The sequence below is a fragment of the Streptomyces sp. NPDC058678 genome (assembly GCF_042714835.1).
Taxonomy (GTDB): Bacteria; Actinomycetota; Actinomycetes; order Streptomycetales; family Streptomycetaceae; genus Streptomyces.
Map to the genome: position 1 here is coordinate 115,313 of NZ_JBHXSG010000020.1, position 15,897 is coordinate 131,209.

General features: G+C 71.8%; 16 protein-coding genes. 8 read left to right on the forward strand and 8 right to left on the reverse strand.

The window, feature by feature from the left end:
* Window positions 1-83: 83 nt before the first annotated feature.
* On the forward strand, window positions 84-569 hold the full coding sequence (locus tag ACFWWR_RS20030) for an Lrp/AsnC family transcriptional regulator (protein ID WP_383862498.1): 486 nt from the start codon (window positions 84-86) through the stop codon (window positions 567-569).
* A gap of 2 nt (window positions 570-571) precedes the next feature.
* Here ACFWWR_RS20030 and ACFWWR_RS20035 read toward each other — a convergent pair whose 3' ends face one another.
* Complete coding sequence (locus ACFWWR_RS20035) at window positions 572-1,162, reverse strand: TetR/AcrR family transcriptional regulator (protein ID WP_383862155.1); 591 nt, start codon at window positions 1,160-1,162, stop codon at window positions 572-574.
* Window positions 1,159-2,676, reverse strand: coding sequence for a 3-hydroxyacyl-CoA dehydrogenase (locus tag ACFWWR_RS20040; RefSeq protein WP_384304496.1), 1,518 nt, complete (start codon window positions 2,674-2,676; stop codon window positions 1,159-1,161). Before ACFWWR_RS20040 ends, ACFWWR_RS20035 begins: the two co-directional genes overlap by 4 nt.
* 160 nt (window positions 2,677-2,836) lie before the next feature.
* On the opposite strand from ACFWWR_RS20040, the gene paaN reads away from it, so the two are divergent.
* A complete protein-coding gene (gene paaN, locus ACFWWR_RS20045) occupies window positions 2,837-4,528 on the forward strand; it encodes a phenylacetic acid degradation protein PaaN (RefSeq protein WP_383862161.1) in 1,692 nt (563 codons plus the stop codon).
* Between the two features lie 244 nt (window positions 4,529-4,772).
* Here paaN and ACFWWR_RS20050 read toward each other — a convergent pair whose 3' ends face one another.
* Genes ACFWWR_RS20050 through ACFWWR_RS20060 form a run of 3 tightly spaced genes read right to left on the reverse strand, consistent with a single transcriptional unit; the run spans window position 4,773 to window position 7,734 of the window.
* Entirely contained in the window at window positions 4,773-5,534 is a 762-nt protein-coding gene (locus ACFWWR_RS20050; protein WP_384304498.1) for a TrmH family RNA methyltransferase, read from the reverse strand.
* Window positions 5,531-6,772: an HTTM domain-containing protein gene (locus ACFWWR_RS20055; protein WP_383862167.1), complete on the reverse strand. Its 1,242-nt coding sequence runs from the start codon at window positions 6,770-6,772 to the stop codon at window positions 5,531-5,533. The genes ACFWWR_RS20050 and ACFWWR_RS20055 overlap by 4 nt, the downstream gene beginning before the upstream one ends.
* A complete protein-coding gene (locus ACFWWR_RS20060; protein WP_384304501.1) occupies window positions 6,769-7,734 on the reverse strand; it encodes a DUF5819 family protein in 966 nt (321 codons plus the stop codon). The genes ACFWWR_RS20055 and ACFWWR_RS20060 overlap by 4 nt, the downstream gene beginning before the upstream one ends.
* A 286-nt stretch (window positions 7,735-8,020) precedes the next feature.
* On the opposite strand from ACFWWR_RS20060, the gene paaA reads away from it, so the two are divergent.
* From paaA to ACFWWR_RS20090, 6 genes are all read left to right on the forward strand, one after another.
* Window positions 8,021-9,052, forward strand: a complete 1,032-nt coding sequence (gene paaA / locus ACFWWR_RS20065; protein ID WP_384304503.1) for a 1,2-phenylacetyl-CoA epoxidase subunit PaaA — start codon at window positions 8,021-8,023, stop codon at window positions 9,050-9,052.
* Window positions 9,049-9,336 carry a 1,2-phenylacetyl-CoA epoxidase subunit PaaB gene (paaB, locus tag ACFWWR_RS20070; protein ID WP_054242083.1) on the forward strand — a complete coding sequence of 96 codons (288 nt, stop codon included), beginning with the start codon at window positions 9,049-9,051 and terminating at the stop codon, window positions 9,334-9,336. Before paaA ends, paaB begins: the two co-directional genes overlap by 4 nt.
* Entirely contained in the window at window positions 9,333-10,094 is a 762-nt protein-coding gene (gene paaC, locus ACFWWR_RS20075) for a 1,2-phenylacetyl-CoA epoxidase subunit PaaC (RefSeq protein WP_383862176.1), read from the forward strand. Before paaB ends, paaC begins: the two co-directional genes overlap by 4 nt.
* Window positions 10,088-10,627 (forward strand): 1,2-phenylacetyl-CoA epoxidase subunit PaaD, encoded by a 540-nt coding sequence (gene paaD, locus ACFWWR_RS20080; RefSeq protein ID WP_384304506.1) that lies wholly within the window; start codon window positions 10,088-10,090, stop codon window positions 10,625-10,627. The genes paaC and paaD overlap by 7 nt, the downstream gene beginning before the upstream one ends.
* A complete protein-coding gene (locus tag ACFWWR_RS20085; protein ID WP_384304509.1) occupies window positions 10,627-11,688 on the forward strand; it encodes a 2Fe-2S iron-sulfur cluster-binding protein in 1,062 nt (353 codons plus the stop codon). The genes paaD and ACFWWR_RS20085 overlap by 1 nt, the downstream gene beginning before the upstream one ends.
* A gap of 131 nt (window positions 11,689-11,819) precedes the next feature.
* Window positions 11,820-12,953: an acyl-CoA dehydrogenase family protein gene (locus ACFWWR_RS20090; RefSeq protein ID WP_384304512.1), complete on the forward strand. Its 1,134-nt coding sequence runs from the start codon at window positions 11,820-11,822 to the stop codon at window positions 12,951-12,953.
* A gap of 52 nt (window positions 12,954-13,005) precedes the next feature.
* On the opposite strand, the gene ACFWWR_RS20095 is transcribed toward ACFWWR_RS20090, so the two are convergent.
* The 3 genes from ACFWWR_RS20095 to ACFWWR_RS20105 all read right to left on the reverse strand — a co-directional run bounded on the left by ACFWWR_RS20095 (window position 13,006) and on the right by ACFWWR_RS20105 (window position 15,882).
* Window positions 13,006-13,335 carry a rhodanese-like domain-containing protein gene (locus tag ACFWWR_RS20095; RefSeq protein WP_383862501.1) on the reverse strand — a complete coding sequence of 110 codons (330 nt, stop codon included), beginning with the start codon at window positions 13,333-13,335 and terminating at the stop codon, window positions 13,006-13,008.
* Between the two features lie 64 nt (window positions 13,336-13,399).
* Window positions 13,400-14,242 (reverse strand): hypothetical protein, encoded by an 843-nt coding sequence (locus ACFWWR_RS20100; RefSeq protein WP_383862188.1) that lies wholly within the window; start codon window positions 14,240-14,242, stop codon window positions 13,400-13,402.
* Between the two features lie 179 nt (window positions 14,243-14,421).
* A complete protein-coding gene (locus ACFWWR_RS20105) occupies window positions 14,422-15,882 on the reverse strand; it encodes a DUF2252 domain-containing protein (protein ID WP_384304515.1) in 1,461 nt (486 codons plus the stop codon).
* Between the last annotated feature and the right edge of the window lie 15 nt (window positions 15,883-15,897).

The window sequence follows — 15,897 nt, forward strand, 5'->3', positions numbered from 1 at the left end:
CTGTGGACAAACGGTTCTGCACAGCCTCAAATGAACGCAGTACGTCCATGGTGGAGAGGCAGGGGCGCGTGGCATCTGAACAAATGGCCGAGAGCCCGGAGGGCAACGGCCTCCTGCCGCCCGCGCGTCCGCTCGACGCGATCGATCTGGACATCCTGCAGATGCTCCAGGCGGACGGCCGCGCGTCCATAAGGTCGGTCGCCGAACGGGTCCATGTCTCGCGCGCCAATGCCTACGCCCGCATCAACCGCCTCATCGAGGACGGCGTGATCCGCGGCTTCGGGGCCCGCGTCAACCACGAACGCGCCGGTCAGGGCACCTCGGCGTACATCACCCTGAAGATCGTCCAGAACTCCTGGCGCACGGTCCGGGAGCAGCTCAGACAGCTGCCCGGCGCCTCCCACATCGCCCTGGTGGGCGGCGATTTCGACGTACTGCTCCTGGTGCACACGTCCGACAACAGGGCGCTGCGCGAGCTGGTGCTGACCCGGCTCCAGGCGATCCCCGAGGTGCTCAGTACGCGCACCCTGCTGGTCTTCGAGGAGGAGGACCTGGAGCCGCAGGGCTGACGTCAGTGCTCCTCGCGCAGACCTGAGAACACCAACCGCGCGACGGCGTCGGCGACCTCGCGCTCGTTCATGCCCCGCCCGTCCGGCCGGTACCACTCCACGATGGAGTTGATCATCCCGAAGACGAGCCGCGTCGCGAGCCGTACCTCCACGTCGCCGCGCACGTCACCGTCGGCGGCTGCCGCCTTCAGCAGCTCGGCGACCCGGTGGTCGAAGTCGCGGCGCCGCTCCAGGGCCCACCGCTCGGTGCCGGTGTTGCCGCGCACGCGCAGCAGCAGGGTCACGTACGGCAGCTCCGCTATGAGCACCTCGACCATGCGCCGTACGACGTACTCCAGTCGCTCGACCGAGCGCCCCACTCGCGCGTGCTCCTCGTCGAGGATCTCGAAGAGGCCGTCCAGCGCGCGGCTCACGGCGCGGCGCAGCAGCTCCTCCTTGCCGGAGACGTGGTGGTAGATCGACGACTTGGAGATGCCGGCCGCCTTGGAGAGGTGCTCCATGGAGGTGCCGTCGTAGCCGCGTTCGTTGAAGACCTGGACGGCGACGGAGAGCAGCGTCTGAGGGGTGTACGTGTCGCGCTTGGCGGTGGTCATGAGGTGCTGCCCTCCCGCTTGTCGGTGGCGTACGCGTGGCGGTACAGCGCGAGGGACGGCGCGTAGCGTCCCGAGGGGTCACGCATGTGCAGGTCGTCGAGGAGGGCGTAGGCCCAGTTGCGGCCGAGTCTGCGGCTCCACTCGAAGGGGCCCAGGGGGTAGTTGACCCCGAGTCGCATCGCGGTGTCGATGTCCTCCTCGGTGGCCACGCCCTTGGCGACGGCGTCGTGCGCGAGGTCGACGATCCTGGCCACCGTGCGGGCGACGATCATGCCGGGGACGTCGCCGATGACGCTGACCTGCTTGCCGAGCGCCTGGAAGAGGCCGGTGGCCTCGGCGAGGGTCTGCTGGGAGGTGTCCTGGGAGGCGGACAGGGCGATGCGGGTGGCCCGGCGGTAGTCGAGCGCGAGGTCGAAGTAGACGACGTCCCGGAACTCGACCGAGGTCTGCCCGTCGGCGAGGGCGAGCTGGCCGCCGCTCGGCAGCACCAGGCGGGTGCCGTGGTCCTCGTCGTCCTCGCGGACCGGGATGCCCGCCTCGCGGATGAGGTTGAGCAGTTCGGAGGCGGGGCCCAGGTTGCCCTCGGCGACCACGTACGCGGGCGGCTGGGCCGGCTCGGCGGTGTGCGGCTCGGGACGGTCGGCGTCCGCGGAGTGGTCGTACCAGCCGTGCCCGGTCTTGCGGCCGAGTCGGCCCGACTCGACCAGGCGGCGCTGGGCGAGCGACGGCGCGAAGCGCACGTCCTGGAAGAAGGCCTGCCACACGGAGTGGGTGACCGACTCGTTGACGTCCTGGCCGATGAGGTCGGTGAGTTCGAAGGCGCCCATCTTGAAGCCACCGCACTCGCGCAGGACCGCGTCGATCGTGGCGGGTTCGGCGCCCTGGGCCTCGTGGACCGCGAAGGCCTCGGCGTAGAAGGGCCGGGCGATGCGGTTGACGATGAATCCCGGGGTGTCCGCACAGGCGACCGGGGTCTTGCCCCAGGCGCGGGCCATCTCGTACGCACGCGTGGCCGACGTGACGTCGGTGGCGAACCCGGAGACGACCTCCACGAGGGGCAGCAGCGGTGCGGGATTGAAGAAGTGCAGGCCCACCAGGCGGCCCGGGTTGCGCAGGGCGCCGCCGATGGCGGTGACCGACAGGGACGAGGTGTTGGTGGCGAGCAGACAGTCCTCGCCGACGATGTCCTCCAGTGCGCGGAACAGCTCCTGCTTGGCGTCCAGCCGCTCCAGGACGGCCTCGACGACCAGGGCGCAGTCCGCGAGCTCGGCGAGGTTCTGTGAGGGCAGCAGGCGGGCGCGTGCCGCGTCCCGGTCGGCGCCGCCGAGCCGGTCCTTCTCGACGAGCCGGTCCAGGCGGGCGCCGATCGCGTCGGCCGCCTCCTGAGCCCGGCCGGGGGCGGCGTCGTACAGACGTACGGAATGGCCGGCGACCAACGCGACCTGGGCGATGCCCTGGCCCATGGTGCCGGTGCCGACGACGGCCACGGGGCTGCTGAGGTCGAGTGCTGTCATGTGCGCGATCCTCCCGCACGGGGTTTTCCACAGATGCGGCGGACCCCCTTGTCCCGACCGATCGTTCGGTTACCCTAACTCTGACTGGCTGTTCCTGCCCATGTTTCTGCCCAGGTCATGAGCTCGACGAAGAGTTCTTGAGACGAGGAGTTGGTCCCGCATGGCCGCCGAACTCACCGCGCACGATCTGATCGCCAAGCACCGGCCCACCCTCGACCAGACGCTGGAAGCGATCCGCACGCGCGCGTACTGGTCCCCGCACCCCGAACACCCCAAGGCCTACGGCGAGAACGGCAGTCTGGACATGGCGGCGGGCAAGGCGGCCTTCGACGCCCTCCTGGGCACCCGCCTCGACCTCGGCCAGCCCGGCACGGACGACTGGGTGGGCGGCGAGGTCTCGCCGTACGGCATCGAGCTGGGCGTGAGCTACCCGCACGCGGACGTCGACGCGCTGCTGCCCGCCATGAAGGCCGGGCAGAAGGCCTGGCGGGACGCGGGCGCGGAGATGCGCGCGGTGGTGTGTCTGGAGATCCTCAAGCGGATCAGCGACCGGACGCACGAGTTCGCGCACGCGGTCATGCACACCTCCGGCCAGGCGTTCATGATGGCGTTCCAGGCGGGCGGCCCGCACGCGCAGGACCGCGGCCTGGAGGCGGTGGCGTACGCGTACGTGGAGCAGGTCCGCACCCCCGACACGGCGGAGTGGACCAAGCCGCAGGGCAAGCGCGAGCCGCTGGCGCTCTCCAAGCAGTTCACGCCGGTCCCGCGCGGCATCGCGCTGGTCATCGGCTGCAACACCTTCCCGACGTGGAACGGCTATCCGGGCCTGTTCGCCTCCCTGGCCACCGGCAACGCGGTCCTGGTGAAGCCCCACCCGCGCGCGGTGCTGCCGCTCGCGCTGACCGTGCGGGTCGCGCGCCAGGTGCTCGCCGAGACGGGCTTCGACCCGAACCTGGTGGCGCTGGCCGCCGAGCGGCCGGGCGAGGGCATCGCCAAGACCCTGGCCACCCGCCCCGAGATCCGGATCATCGACTACACCGGCTCGACGGCGTTCGGCGACTGGCTGGAGGCCAACGCCCGCCAGGCGCAGGTCTACACGGAGAAGGCCGGCGTCAACACGGTGGTGGTCCACTCCACGGACGACTACAAGGGGATGCTGTCCAACCTGGCCTTCTCGTTGTCCCTGTACAGCGGCCAGATGTGCACCACCCCGCAGAACCTGCTCGTCCCACGTGACGGCATCCGCACCGAGGAGGGTCCCCGGACCTACGAGGAGGTGGTCGCCGACCTCGCCCGCTCGGTCGACGGCCTGCTCGGCGACGACGCGCGTGCGAACGCCCTGCTCGGCGCGATCGTGAACCCGGACGTCAAGGCCCGCCTGGAGGCCGCGGCCGGCCTCGGCGAAGTCGCGCTCGCCTCGCGGGAGATCGACAACCCGGAGTTCCCGCAGGCCGTGGTCCGTTCTCCCGTCATCGTGAAGCTGGACGGCGCCAAGCCGGACGACGAGGCGGCCTACATGAGCGAGTGCTTCGGGCCGGTCTCCTTCGCCGTCGCGGTCGACTCGGCGGCGGACGCGGTCGAGCTGCTGCGGCGCACGATCCGCGAGAAGGGCGCGATGACGGTCGGCGCGTACACCACCGACGAGGAGGTCGAACAGGCCCTCAAGGAGGTCTGCCTGGAGGAGGCGGCCCAGCTGTCGCTGAACCTCACGGGCGGGGTGTACGTCAACCAGACCGCCGCCTTCTCCGACTTCCACGGCTCGGGTGGCAACCCGGCGGCCAACGCGGCGCTCACCGACGGCGCGTTCGTGGCCAACCGCTTCCGGGTGGTCGAGGTGCGCCGGGAGGCCTGAGCCGACAGGGCCTGGGGGTGGCCTGGGGCCTGTCCGGCGGATCAAGTCACAGGAAATCCGCGGCGCTCATCGACGCAGGTGAGCGGGGCCTGGTGCGTCGAGCTGCAAGGCGGAGGAGGGCGTCGACGCGATGGGGGTCCCCCCGCTCGAGCGAAGTCGAGAGTGGGGGAGTCGGCAACCGACGACAACGCCGCAGATCGACGCACCAGGCCCCGCGTCTGCGGCATGATCCGCCGGACAGGCCCTAGGGGACGTGTGGTGCGCTCCCGGTGACGCTCCAGTGGTACAGCGTCATGGCGACACTGGTCGCGAGGTTGTAGCTGGAGACCTGGGGGCGCATCGGCAGCGCCACCAGATGGTCGGCCCGCGCGCGCAGACCGGCGGAGAGCCCGCTGCGTTCCGAGCCGAAAGCGAGGACGGCGTCGTCCGGGAGCTTGGTGCCGCGGATGTCGTCGCCCTCGGGGTCAAGGGCGAACACCGGTCCGGGCGGCAGTTCGTCGACGCTCAGCCGTTCCACGGCCGTAGCGAAGTGCAGCCCGGCTCCGCCGCGGACGACCGTGGGATGCCAGGGGTCGAGCGTGCCGGTGGTGACCACCCCGGTCGCGCCGAAACCGGCGGCCAGCCGGATCACGGCCCCCGCGTTGCCCAGGTTGCGCGGATCGTCGAGGACGACGACGGGCGCGATACGGGGGGTGTGCGCGAGCTTGTCCAGGTTGGCCGCGCGGGACGGCCGTACGGCCAGGGCGGCGACCGCGGTGGGGTGCGGGCGTGGGACCAGACTCCGGTACGCCGACTCCGGCACCTGGGTCAGGAGGGCGTCCAGGGTGTCCCGTACGTCCGGTGCCAGTTCCTCGGCGAGGGCGAGCGCGGCGGCCCGGTCGGCGGTGACCGCCACCGGTACCTCGGCGCCGAAGCGCAGCGCGTGCTTGAGGGTGTGGAAGCCGTCGAGCAGCACGGAGGTGTCGGCGAGCCGGTGCCAGACGTCGAGGGGATCGGGGGCGCTCATGCCCTGGAGCCTACGGGCGCGTCGCCCACGTCCCCCACGTCCGTGACGTCCGCCGCGCTCTCGGGGGCGCGCGGCTTCGGCAGCGTCGTACGGGCGGTGCCCGTGACCAGGCGCCCACGCGCGCGTGCCGCCCAGCCGCCGAGCCGGCGCAGGAACGACGTCGGCAGGAACACCGCGTCGGCGGCGATCATCGCCAGCGAGAAGAACGGCAGCCCGAGGAGCACGGCGATCGCTGCGTGCTCGATCATCATGACCGCCAGCAGAACGTTCTTCACGCGCCGGTTGAAGAGGGTGAAGGGGAAGGCGACCTGCACGGCGACCGTGCCGTACGTCACCAGCATCACCATCGTGCCGCTGGCCGCGAGCACGTCGGCGAGGGCGGGCCACGGGGAGAAGTAGTCGAGGTGCAGGGGGTAGTAGACGGCGGTGCCGTCCTGCCAGCGCGAGCCCTGGATCTTGTACCAGCCCGCCGTGGCGTAGATCAGACAGGCCTCGGCCATGATCACGAGCAGGGCGCCGTTGTGGACGATGTTGGCGACGACGTCGAGCAGGATCCGGGGCTGGCCGGTCTTGGCCCGGCGTCCTATGAGCCACCACAAGGCCTGCGCCGACCAGATCGTCCACAGCAGCAACGGCACGAACTCCTCGCCGTCGAACAGCCGGCCCGAAAGGGTCACCGCGGCCAGCGCCAGGCCGAGCACGCCCCACAGGGCCGGCCCGCCCCGGTCGGCGACGTGCTCTCCACGCGCGCGTGCCTCGCTTCCGAGCCGGGCCCGCCGCGCGTCCAGCGACCACACCTGGCCGCAGCGGGTGAAGACCAGGTAGATGCACATCAGGTGCAGGACGTTGTCGCCGCCGTCGCCCATGAAGATGCTGCGGTTCTGCAGCGAGAGCACGCCGACCATGAACAGCACGGACATCGTGCGGGTGCGCCAGCCCAGCAGCAGCAGGACGCTCGTCAGGACGGCCAGCGCGTAGACGGTCTCGAACCAGAACCGGCCGTCGGACCACATCAGGGCCGTGAAGGCGCCGTTGGCCGAGAGCAACTGCTGGGCGAGGTCCCAGCTCCAGGGGCCGCCCGGCCCGTACATCTCCTCGCGGTGGGGGAACTCGCGCAGCAGGAACAGCAGCCAGGTCACGCTGAAGCCGACGCGGATCACGGCGGTCTGGTAGGGGCCGAGAGGGGACTCGGTGACCCGGGCGATGGTGGCGGAGACGCAGAGCGCGAAACGGTTCACTTGGTGTCCCCCTCGGTGCTGTCCGCCGGAATCGACCACCAGGGCAGCACCCGGTACACCGGCTGGTCCGACACCTTCTCCTCGCTCCACCGGGGCGGGCGCACGTTGGTGGTGCGGGTGCGTATCTGTACGAGGTCGATCGCACCTCCCTTGCCGGCCGCGTCCACACGCTCCAGACGCAGCAGCACGATGCGGCGCAGATACGTCTCGGAAAGGGAGCCGCGCAGGCCCACCGGGCGGTTGTCGCCGCCGTGCGTGGCGACGAAGAAGTCCCAGGCCCGGCGCAGCTCGTTCTGCTGGGTGTGGCTCGGCAGCAGGTTGCCGTCGATGGCCCGCCCGTCCTCGGCGGAGAGGTCGTACCAGCCGGTCGTCCGCGTCCCGCCGTCCCCGGTGTCGATCTGGGCACGGACCTGGACGGCGATGTTCTGCTGCAGCGGGTTCGGCGCGAACAGCTTCCAGTTCTGCTCGAACTCCGGGTAGATCCAGTCGTCTATCGCCCTGCCGTGCTGCTTGGTCACCGTGTTCGACGGCGCGACGTGCAGGAACACCATGCCGATGTGCACGCAGACGGCGACGGCGACGACCGCGAGGGTCACGGCGACGACGATCTGGTAGCGAAGGGAGAGGGCGGCGACGCCGGTGCGGGGGGCGGAGGGGCCGACGGGGGCGTGCGCCGCACACGCGGCGGCCAGGGGCGGCCCGGACACCGGCCCGCCGACGGACACCGGCTCGGCGAGATCGAGCCGTTCGCCGGCGGCCGGTGGCTCGACGGCGCGCGGTGACACGGCGGCGGTGTGCGGCTCGGCGACGGTCGGCGGCTCGTGGGCCGCAGCGTCGGCCGAGCTGCCGTGTGTCGTGTCCGGGCCCGGCGAGGAGCTTTCGGGGGTGTGCGGAACGGCGGGCGCGGCGCCCGGCTCGCCCGGCCCGCGCGGGGCGTTCGGGCCTTGGTCGTGCACGTCCATTCCGCCCCGTTTCCGATTCCGGTCCGTATTCCGGTTGCCCCAGGCAGGGCAGCAGCGCCACCCGTGCGCCGCTCGAACGGAACGGTACTCAGGCCCGTGCGCCCGGCACAGCCCCCAATGGACCCGCTGCGAAGCCACTCCGGTTGTCCACAGGCGGTGCCCGGGGACGCCCGCAGGTTATCCACAGCGGTTGACACCTTACGGCGCCCGTCTCACCATGGAATCGCACGAACCGAACGATCGGTCGGGAGCAAGTACCGGCAGAGCCCAGGTCGAAGGGGACCTCATGGCGACAGCAGCCGCGCACCAGACGGCGCACACCCAGACGTACGACGGCCGGGCCGGCACACAGACCGGCGCCGGCGACACCGCGGCGTACGAGAGGGCCTTCGACGCCGCCGTGGCCGCCGACGAGCGCGTCGAGCCGCGCGACTGGATGCCCGACGCCTACCGCGCGACCCTCGTCCGCCAGATCGCGCAGCACGCCCACTCCGAGATCATCGGCATGCAGCCCGAGGCGAACTGGATCACGCGCGCGCCCTCACTGCGCCGCAAGGCCATCCTGATGGCCAAGGTCCAGGACGAGGCCGGACACGGGCTCTACCTCTACAGCGCGGCCGAAACCCTCGGCACCGGCCGCGACGAACTGCTCGACAAGCTCCACACCGGCCGCCAGAAGTACTCGTCGATCTTCAACTACCCGACGCTGACCTGGGCGGACGTCGGCGCGATCGGCTGGCTGGTGGACGGCGCCGCGATCACCAACCAGGTGCCCCTGTGCCGCTGCTCCTACGGCCCGTACGCGCGCGCGATGGTCCGCATCTGCAAGGAGGAGTCCTTCCACCAGCGCCAGGGGTACGAGCTGTTGCTGGCCCTCAGCCGCGGCACTCCCGAGCAGCACGCGATGGCGCAGGACGCGGTGGACCGCTGGTGGTGGCCGTCCCTGATGATGTTCGGCCCGCCCGACGACGAGTCCGCGCACTCCGCGCAGTCGATGGCGTGGAAGATCAAGCGCCATTCGAACGACGACCTGCGCCAGCGCTTCGTCGACATCTGCGTCCCCCAGGCCGAGTCCCTGGGCCTCACACTCCCCGACTCCGACCTGCGGTGGAACGAGGAGCGGGGGCACCACGACTTCGGCCCGATCGACTGGACGGAGTTCTGGGACGTCCTCAAGGGCAACGGCCCGTGCAACGAACAGCGGATAACCCAGCGCAGGCGGGCCCACGACGAGGGCGCCTGGGTGCGGGAGGCGGCCTCGGCCTACGCGGCCAAGCACAGTGCCGGCAGTGCCGGAAGGGAAGTGGAGCAGGCATGACGAACACCGACTGGCCTTTGTGGGAGGTCTTCGTGCGCTCCCGCCGCGGCCTCTCGCACACCCACGCCGGCAGCCTGCACGCGCCGGACGCGGAGTTCGCCCTGCGCAACGCCCGCGATCTGTACACCCGGCGCGGCGAGGGCGTCTCGATCTGGGTCGTCCCGTCCTCCGCGATCACCGCGTCCTCGCCCGACGAGAAGGACCCGTTCTTCGAGCCGTCCGCCGACAAGCCGTACCGGCACCCGACGTTCTACGAGATCCCGGAGGGGGTGAAGCACCTGTGACCGCAACCGAGACGACCACGAACGCCGTTCCCGAGGCGGCCACCGCCACCGTCCCCAGGACAGCCGCCCTCGCCCTGGGCGACGACGCGCTCGTGCTCTCGCACCGTCTCGGCGAGTGGGCCGGCCACGCTCCCGTCCTCGAAGAGGAGGTCGCCCTCGCCAACATCGCGCTGGACCTGCTCGGCCAGGCCCGGGTGCTCCTGTCGCTGGCCGGCGACGAGGACGACCTGGCATACCTGCGCGAGGAGCGCGCCTTCACCAACCTCCAGCTGGTGGAGCAGCCGAACGGCGACTTCGCCCACACCATCGCCCGCCAGCTGTACTTCTCCACCTACCAGCATCTGCTCTACGCCGAACTGGCCGCCGGCGACGGCCCGTTCGCCCCGCTCGCCGCGAAGGCCGTCAAGGAGGTCGCCTACCACCGCGACCACGCCGAACAGTGGACCCTGCGGCTCGGCGACGGCACGGACGTCAGCCATGAGCGGATGCAGCGGGCGTGCGAGACGCTGTGGCGGTTCACCGGGGAGATGTTCCAGCCCGTGCCGGGGCTGGACGCCGACCCGCAGGGCATGGAGTCGACCTGGACCGAGGCCGTCGGGGACGTTCTGCGCCGCGCCACCCTGACCGTCCCCGAGGGCCCGCGGTCCGGGGCATGGGCAGCCGGGGCGGGTCGTCAGGGCCTGCACACCGAGTCCTTCGGGCGGATGCTCGCCGAGATGCAGCATCTGCACCGCAGCCACCCGGGGGCGTCATGGTGACGACCACTCGGCTGGAGGCGGAGCTCCTGGAGGTGGCCGGTGCGGTGCCCGACCCCGAACTGCCCGTGCTCACCCTCCAGGAGCTCGGCGTCCTGCGCGCGGTGCGCGTCCACGGCCCCGACTCGGTCGAGGTCGAGCTGACCCCGACGTACACCGGCTGCCCGGCCGTCGAGGCGATGTCCCTGGACATAGAGCGAGTGCTGCACGCACACGGCGTACGGGACGTCACCGTGCGCACCGTGCTCGCGCCCGCCTGGTCGACGGACGACATCACGGACGAAGGGCGGCGCAAACTCCTGGAGTTCGGCATCGCCCCACCGCGCACGGGGCGGACAGCCGGGCCGGTCGGCCTGCAACTGGGGCCCACCCGCACACTCGGCCGGGGAACCGAGGAATTGGCCGATCCCGTCCGCTGCCCGCACTGCGGCTGCGCCGACACCGAGTTGCTCAGCCGTTTCTCCTCCACCGCCTGCAAGGCGCTGCGGCGGTGCCTTGCGTGCCGTGAACCCTTCGACCACTTCAAGGAGTTGTGATGGCCCGCTTCCACGCGCTCCCCGTGGCCGCGGTCGACCGGCTCACCGACGACTCCGTGGCCCTGACCTTCACCGTGCCCGAGGCACTGCGCGAGGAGTACCGGCACGCCCCCGGCCAGCATCTCGCCCTGCGGCGCACCGCGGACGGTACGGAGATCCGGCGCACCTACTCGATCTGCTCCCCGGCACCGGCGCCGGACGACGAGGGGCCGCGCACCCTGCGCGTCGGAGTGCGGCTGGTCGACGGCGGTGCGTTCTCGACGTACGCGCTGAAGGAGATCAACATCGGCGACGAGCTGGAGGTGATGACCCCGGCGGGCCGCTTCACCCTCGACCCGGCTCCCGGTCTGTACGCCGCGATCGTCGGCGGCAGCGGCATCACCCCGGTGCTCTCGATCGTGACGACGCTGCTGGCGCGCGAGCCGGAGGCCCGGTTCTGTCTGATCCGCAGCGACCGTACGTCCGCCTCGACGATGTTCCTGGAGGAGGTCGCCGACCTGAAGGACCGCTACCCGCAGCGGCTGCACCTGGTGACGGTCCTGTCCCGGGAGGAGCAGCAGGCGGGGCTGCCGTCCGGGCGGCTCGACCAGGAGCGGCTCGGCGGGCTGCTTCCGGCACTGCTGCCCGTGGACCGGGTGGCGGGGTGGTTCCTGTGCGGGCCGTACGGACTGGTGCAGGGCGCGGAGCGGGCACTGCGCGAGCTGGGGGTTCCCCGGACCCGTATCCACGAGGAGATCTTCCATGTGGACGCCGCCGCCCCGGTGACCACCACGCCCGCTCCCGCGCACAGTACGGTGACCGCGCGGCTCGACGGCCGCGGCGGGAGCTGGCCGGTCCAGCAGGGCGAGTCGCTCCTGGAGGCGGTACTGCGCAACCGCGCCGACGCGCCCTACGCCTGCAAGGGCGGCGTGTGCGGGACCTGCCGGGCCTTCCTGGTCTCCGGCGAGGTGCGCATGAACCGCAACTTCGCGCTGGAGCCGGAGGAGACCGAGGCGGGGTACGTGCTGGCGTGCCAGTCCCATCCGGTGACGCAGAAGGTGGAGCTGGACTTCGACAGATGAGGAACCGAGGAGCGTCCGCCCGCCGACAGGTGGACGTCGGCAGGTGGACGTCGGCAGCGTTCCCTTCTTCTAGAACCTGTTCTATCTTGACGGACCGTCAGATCAGCGGGCCCGGGCGGAAGGACAGGACCGTGGACTTCACCTTCACCGAGGAGCAGCAGGCGGCGGCCGAGGCGGCACGGGGGGTGTTGGCCGGCGTCGCCCCGGACGCGGTGCCCAGTCCGGCCCTCACCGCGGGCGCCGTCGCGGACGACTTCGACCGTGCGTTGTGGGCCCAGCTCGCCGACGCGGACCTGCTGAGCCTCCTACTGGCCCCGGAGTACGGCGGGGCGGGCCTGGACGCCGTCGCGCTGTGCCTGGTGCTGCGCGAGGCGGCGAAGGTGCTGGCGCGGGTGCCGCTGCTGGAGAGCAGCGCCGCCCTGGCCGCCGTACAGGCTTTCGGCGGTGCGAAGTTGACGGCCGGCCTGGCCGCGCGGGCGGGCCGCGGGGAGGTGGTCCTGACCGTCGCCGCGAACGGCCGCACCGGCCACGACCCGGCCGAACTCGCGGTCACCGCGCGGCCGGAGGGGGAGGTGTGGGTGCTGGACGGGGTGCAGACGGCGGTGCCGTGGGCGTACGGCGCCGACTTCGTCCTCGTCCCCGCGCACACCGCCGCCGACCGGACGCTGCTCGCCCTGGTCCCCCGGGTGCACGCGGGGGTCGAACTGGCCGAGCAGATCTCCACGACCGGCGAGCGCCTCGCTGAACTGCGCCTGGACGCCGTACGGATCGCGGCCCGGGACGTCATCGACGCCGACGGCGCCTGGGAGTGGCTGCGGGATCTGCTGGCCACCGGGACCTGTGCGCTGGCGCTCGGTCTGGGGGAGCGGGTGCTGGGGATGACCAGTGAATACACCGGCAAGCGGGAACAGTTCGGGTTCCCGGTGGCCACGTTCCAGGCCGTCGCCGTACAGGCCGCCGACCGCTACATCGATCTGCGGGCCATGGAGGTCACCCTGTGGCAGGCCGCGTGGCGGATCGCCTCGGGGGCGCCGGGCGCGCTGCCCGCCTCCGGTGACGTGGCCGTCGCCAAGATCTGGGCGTCGGAGGGCGTACGGAGGGTCGTGCAGACCGCGCAGCATCTGCACGGCGGGTTCGGCGCCGACGTCGACTACCCCCTGCACCGGTACCACGCCTGGGCCAAGCACCTGGAACTGTCGCTCGGCCCGGCGGCGGCGCACGAGGAGACCCTGGGCGACCTGCTGGCGGCCCACCCCCTGGGCTGACCGCCACATACCGGCCGGCGGTCCAGTGGGCCCCGACCGGAGGACTAGAGGACTAAAGGACGAAGCCCGGCTGTCCCTCGTCGGTCACGACGGGGCGGCCCGTCGCGGCCCAGACCTGCATGCCACCGTCGACGTTCGCGGCGTCGATGCCCTGCTGGACGAGGTACGTCGCGACCTGGGCCGAACGCCCGCCGGAGCGGCAGATCACGTTGACCCGGCCGTCCTGCGGCGCGGCCTCGGTCAGCTCGCCGTACCGGGCGACGAACTCGCTGATGGGGATGTGCAGCGCCCCCGCGGCATGACCCGCCTGCCACTCGTCGTCCTCACGGACGTCCAGCAGGAAGTCACTGTCCTTGAGGTCCGTGACCTCGACCGTGGGCACACCAGCTCCGAATTGCATACCTCCGACGCTACCCGACGCGGGCGCGCATCGGTCCGGCCGCCCGCTACCCGACCAGCCCCGCCAGTTCCGCCTCGCGCGCGGCGACGTCGGCCAGGAGCTTCTCGGCGACCTCGTCCAGGAGGCGGTCCGGGTCTTCCGGGGCCATCCGGAGCATCGAGCCGATCGCGCTCTCCTCCAGTTCCCGGGCGACCACGCTGAGCAGTTCCTTGCGCTGGGCGAGCCATTCGAGGCGGGCGTAGAGCTCCTCGCTGGGAGTCGGCCCCTGCTCCGGGGGCTTCGGCCCGGCGGCCCACTCCTCGGCCAGCTCCCGCAGAAGCATCTCGTCGCCACGGGCGTAGGCGGCGTTGACCCGGGTGATGAACTCCTCGCGCCGCGACCGCTCCGTGTCGTCCTGGGCGAGGTCGGGGTGGGCCTTGCGGGCCAGCTCGCGGTAGAGCTTGCGGACCTCCTCACGGGGCCGCACCCGCTGCGGGGGCTGTACCGGCTGATTGTTGAGCATCGCCTCGGCCTCCGGGAACAGCCCCTCGCCGTCCATCCAGCCGTGGAAGAGCTCCTCGACACCGGGCATCGGCATGACCCGGGCCCGCGCCTCGTCCGCCTTGCGGAGGTCCTCGGGGTCGCCGGTGCGGGCGGCCCGGGCCTCGGCGATCTGGGCGTCCAGCTCATCGAGGCGGGTGTACATCGGGCCCAGCTTCTGGTGGTGCAGCCGGGAGAAGTTCTCGACCTCGATACGGAAGGTCTCCACCGCGATCTCGTACTCGATCAACGCCTGCTCGGCGGCCCGTACGGCCCGTTCCAGCCGCTCCTCGGGCCGGGGCACACCGGCGTCCGGCGTCGGCCGGTCCTCACCGGCGACACCACCCTGTTCAGCTTCCGGGGTCGTCACCCGACCAGCGTAGGCCACGGCGGAAGAAGCTCCCCGAGCACACCGTCCTCACGACAGTGAGCGACGACCGAGAGCGCACCCGTCCACACGCCAGAAGCACACCCGTCTCACCCCCGAAGAAGACCCGTCCTCACTCCCGAAGCGCCCCCGTCCCCCCATTCCGTAGCGCACCCGCCTCCTCACACCCCCAGCTCCGCGGCGATCCGCCCCGAGCGCACCGCAGCCACCAGCTGTGCGTGGTCCGCCTCCGTGCGGTCGGCGTAGGCGACGGCGAACGCGGTGATCGCCTCGTCGAGCTCCTCGTTCTTGCCGCAGTAACCGGCGATCAGGCGCGGGTCGGCACTGTGCGCGTGCGCGCGGGCCAGGAGCGCGCCGGTCATCCGGCCGTAGTCGTCCAGTTGGTCGGCGGCGAGGGCTGCCGGGTCGACGCTGCCCTTGCGGTTGCGGAACTGCCGTACCTGGAAGGGCAGCCCGTCGACCGAGGTCCAGCCGAGCAGGATGTCGCTGACCACCTGCATGCGCTTCTGCCCCATGACCACCCGCCGGCCCTCGTGGCCGACCTCCGGCGCCTCGAACCCGGCACTCACCAGATGCGGCACCAGCGCCGAGGCGCGGGTTTCCTTGACCTGGAGGACGAGTGGTTCACCGCGGTGGTCGAGGAGCAGGACGACATAGGACCGGGCGCCGACGCTGCCCGTGCCGACGACGCGGAAGGCGACGTCGTGCACCGCGTGGCGGGCCAGCAGGGGGAGGCGGTCCTCGGAGAGCGAGGTCAGATACCCCTCCAGGGACGCGGCCACCGCCGCGGCCTCCGCGTCCGGGACGCGCCGCAGCACCGGCGCGGCGTCGACGAAGCGGCGGCCACCGTCCTCGGTCGACTCCGTCGATTTCGCGGCGAACCGCCCGCTGGTGTTGGCCCGCGCTTTCTCGGAGACCCGCTCCAGGGTGCCGAGCAGGTCGTGGGCGTCGGTGTGGGAGACCAGTTCCTCGTCCGCGATGGCGTTCCACGCGTCCAGGACCGGAAGCCCGGCCAGCAGCCGCATGGTGCGGCGGTAGGCGCCCGCCGCGTCGCGCGCGGCCTTGCGGCAGATGTCCTCGTCGGCGCCGGCCTCACGTGAGGCGAGCACGAGGGAGGCGGCGAGCCGTTTGAGGTCCCACTCCCAGGGGCCGTTCACGGTCTCGTCGAAGTCGTTCAGGTCGATGACCAGGCCGCCGCGCGCGTCGCCGTAGAGACCGAAGTTGGCGGCGTGGGCGTCGCCGCAGATCTGGGCGCGGATCCTCGTCATGGGGGTACGCGCCAGGTCGTAGGCCATGAGACCGGCCGAACCGCGCAGGAAGGCGAAGGGCGTGGCCGCCATCCGGCCGACCCGGATCGGCGTGAGCTCGGGGATACGACCCCGGCCGGACTCCTCGACCGCGCTCACCGCGTCGGGCCGGTCGCCGTCCAGGTCGAGCGCGGCGTGCGCGCTGCGCGGGACGCTTCGCCGCAGCGCCTTGCCCTCTTCCTTGGGCGTGCCCTCGGCGGGCCAGTCGGCGAAGCCGGGGACCCGGGGGAGCCGACGGGCGCCACCGGCCTTCTTCTCCGCCTGCTGAGTGGGGACAGCGTCCCCGACAACCGTTTCCGCACCGAACTCGGTCACAGCGACCGCCTCCCC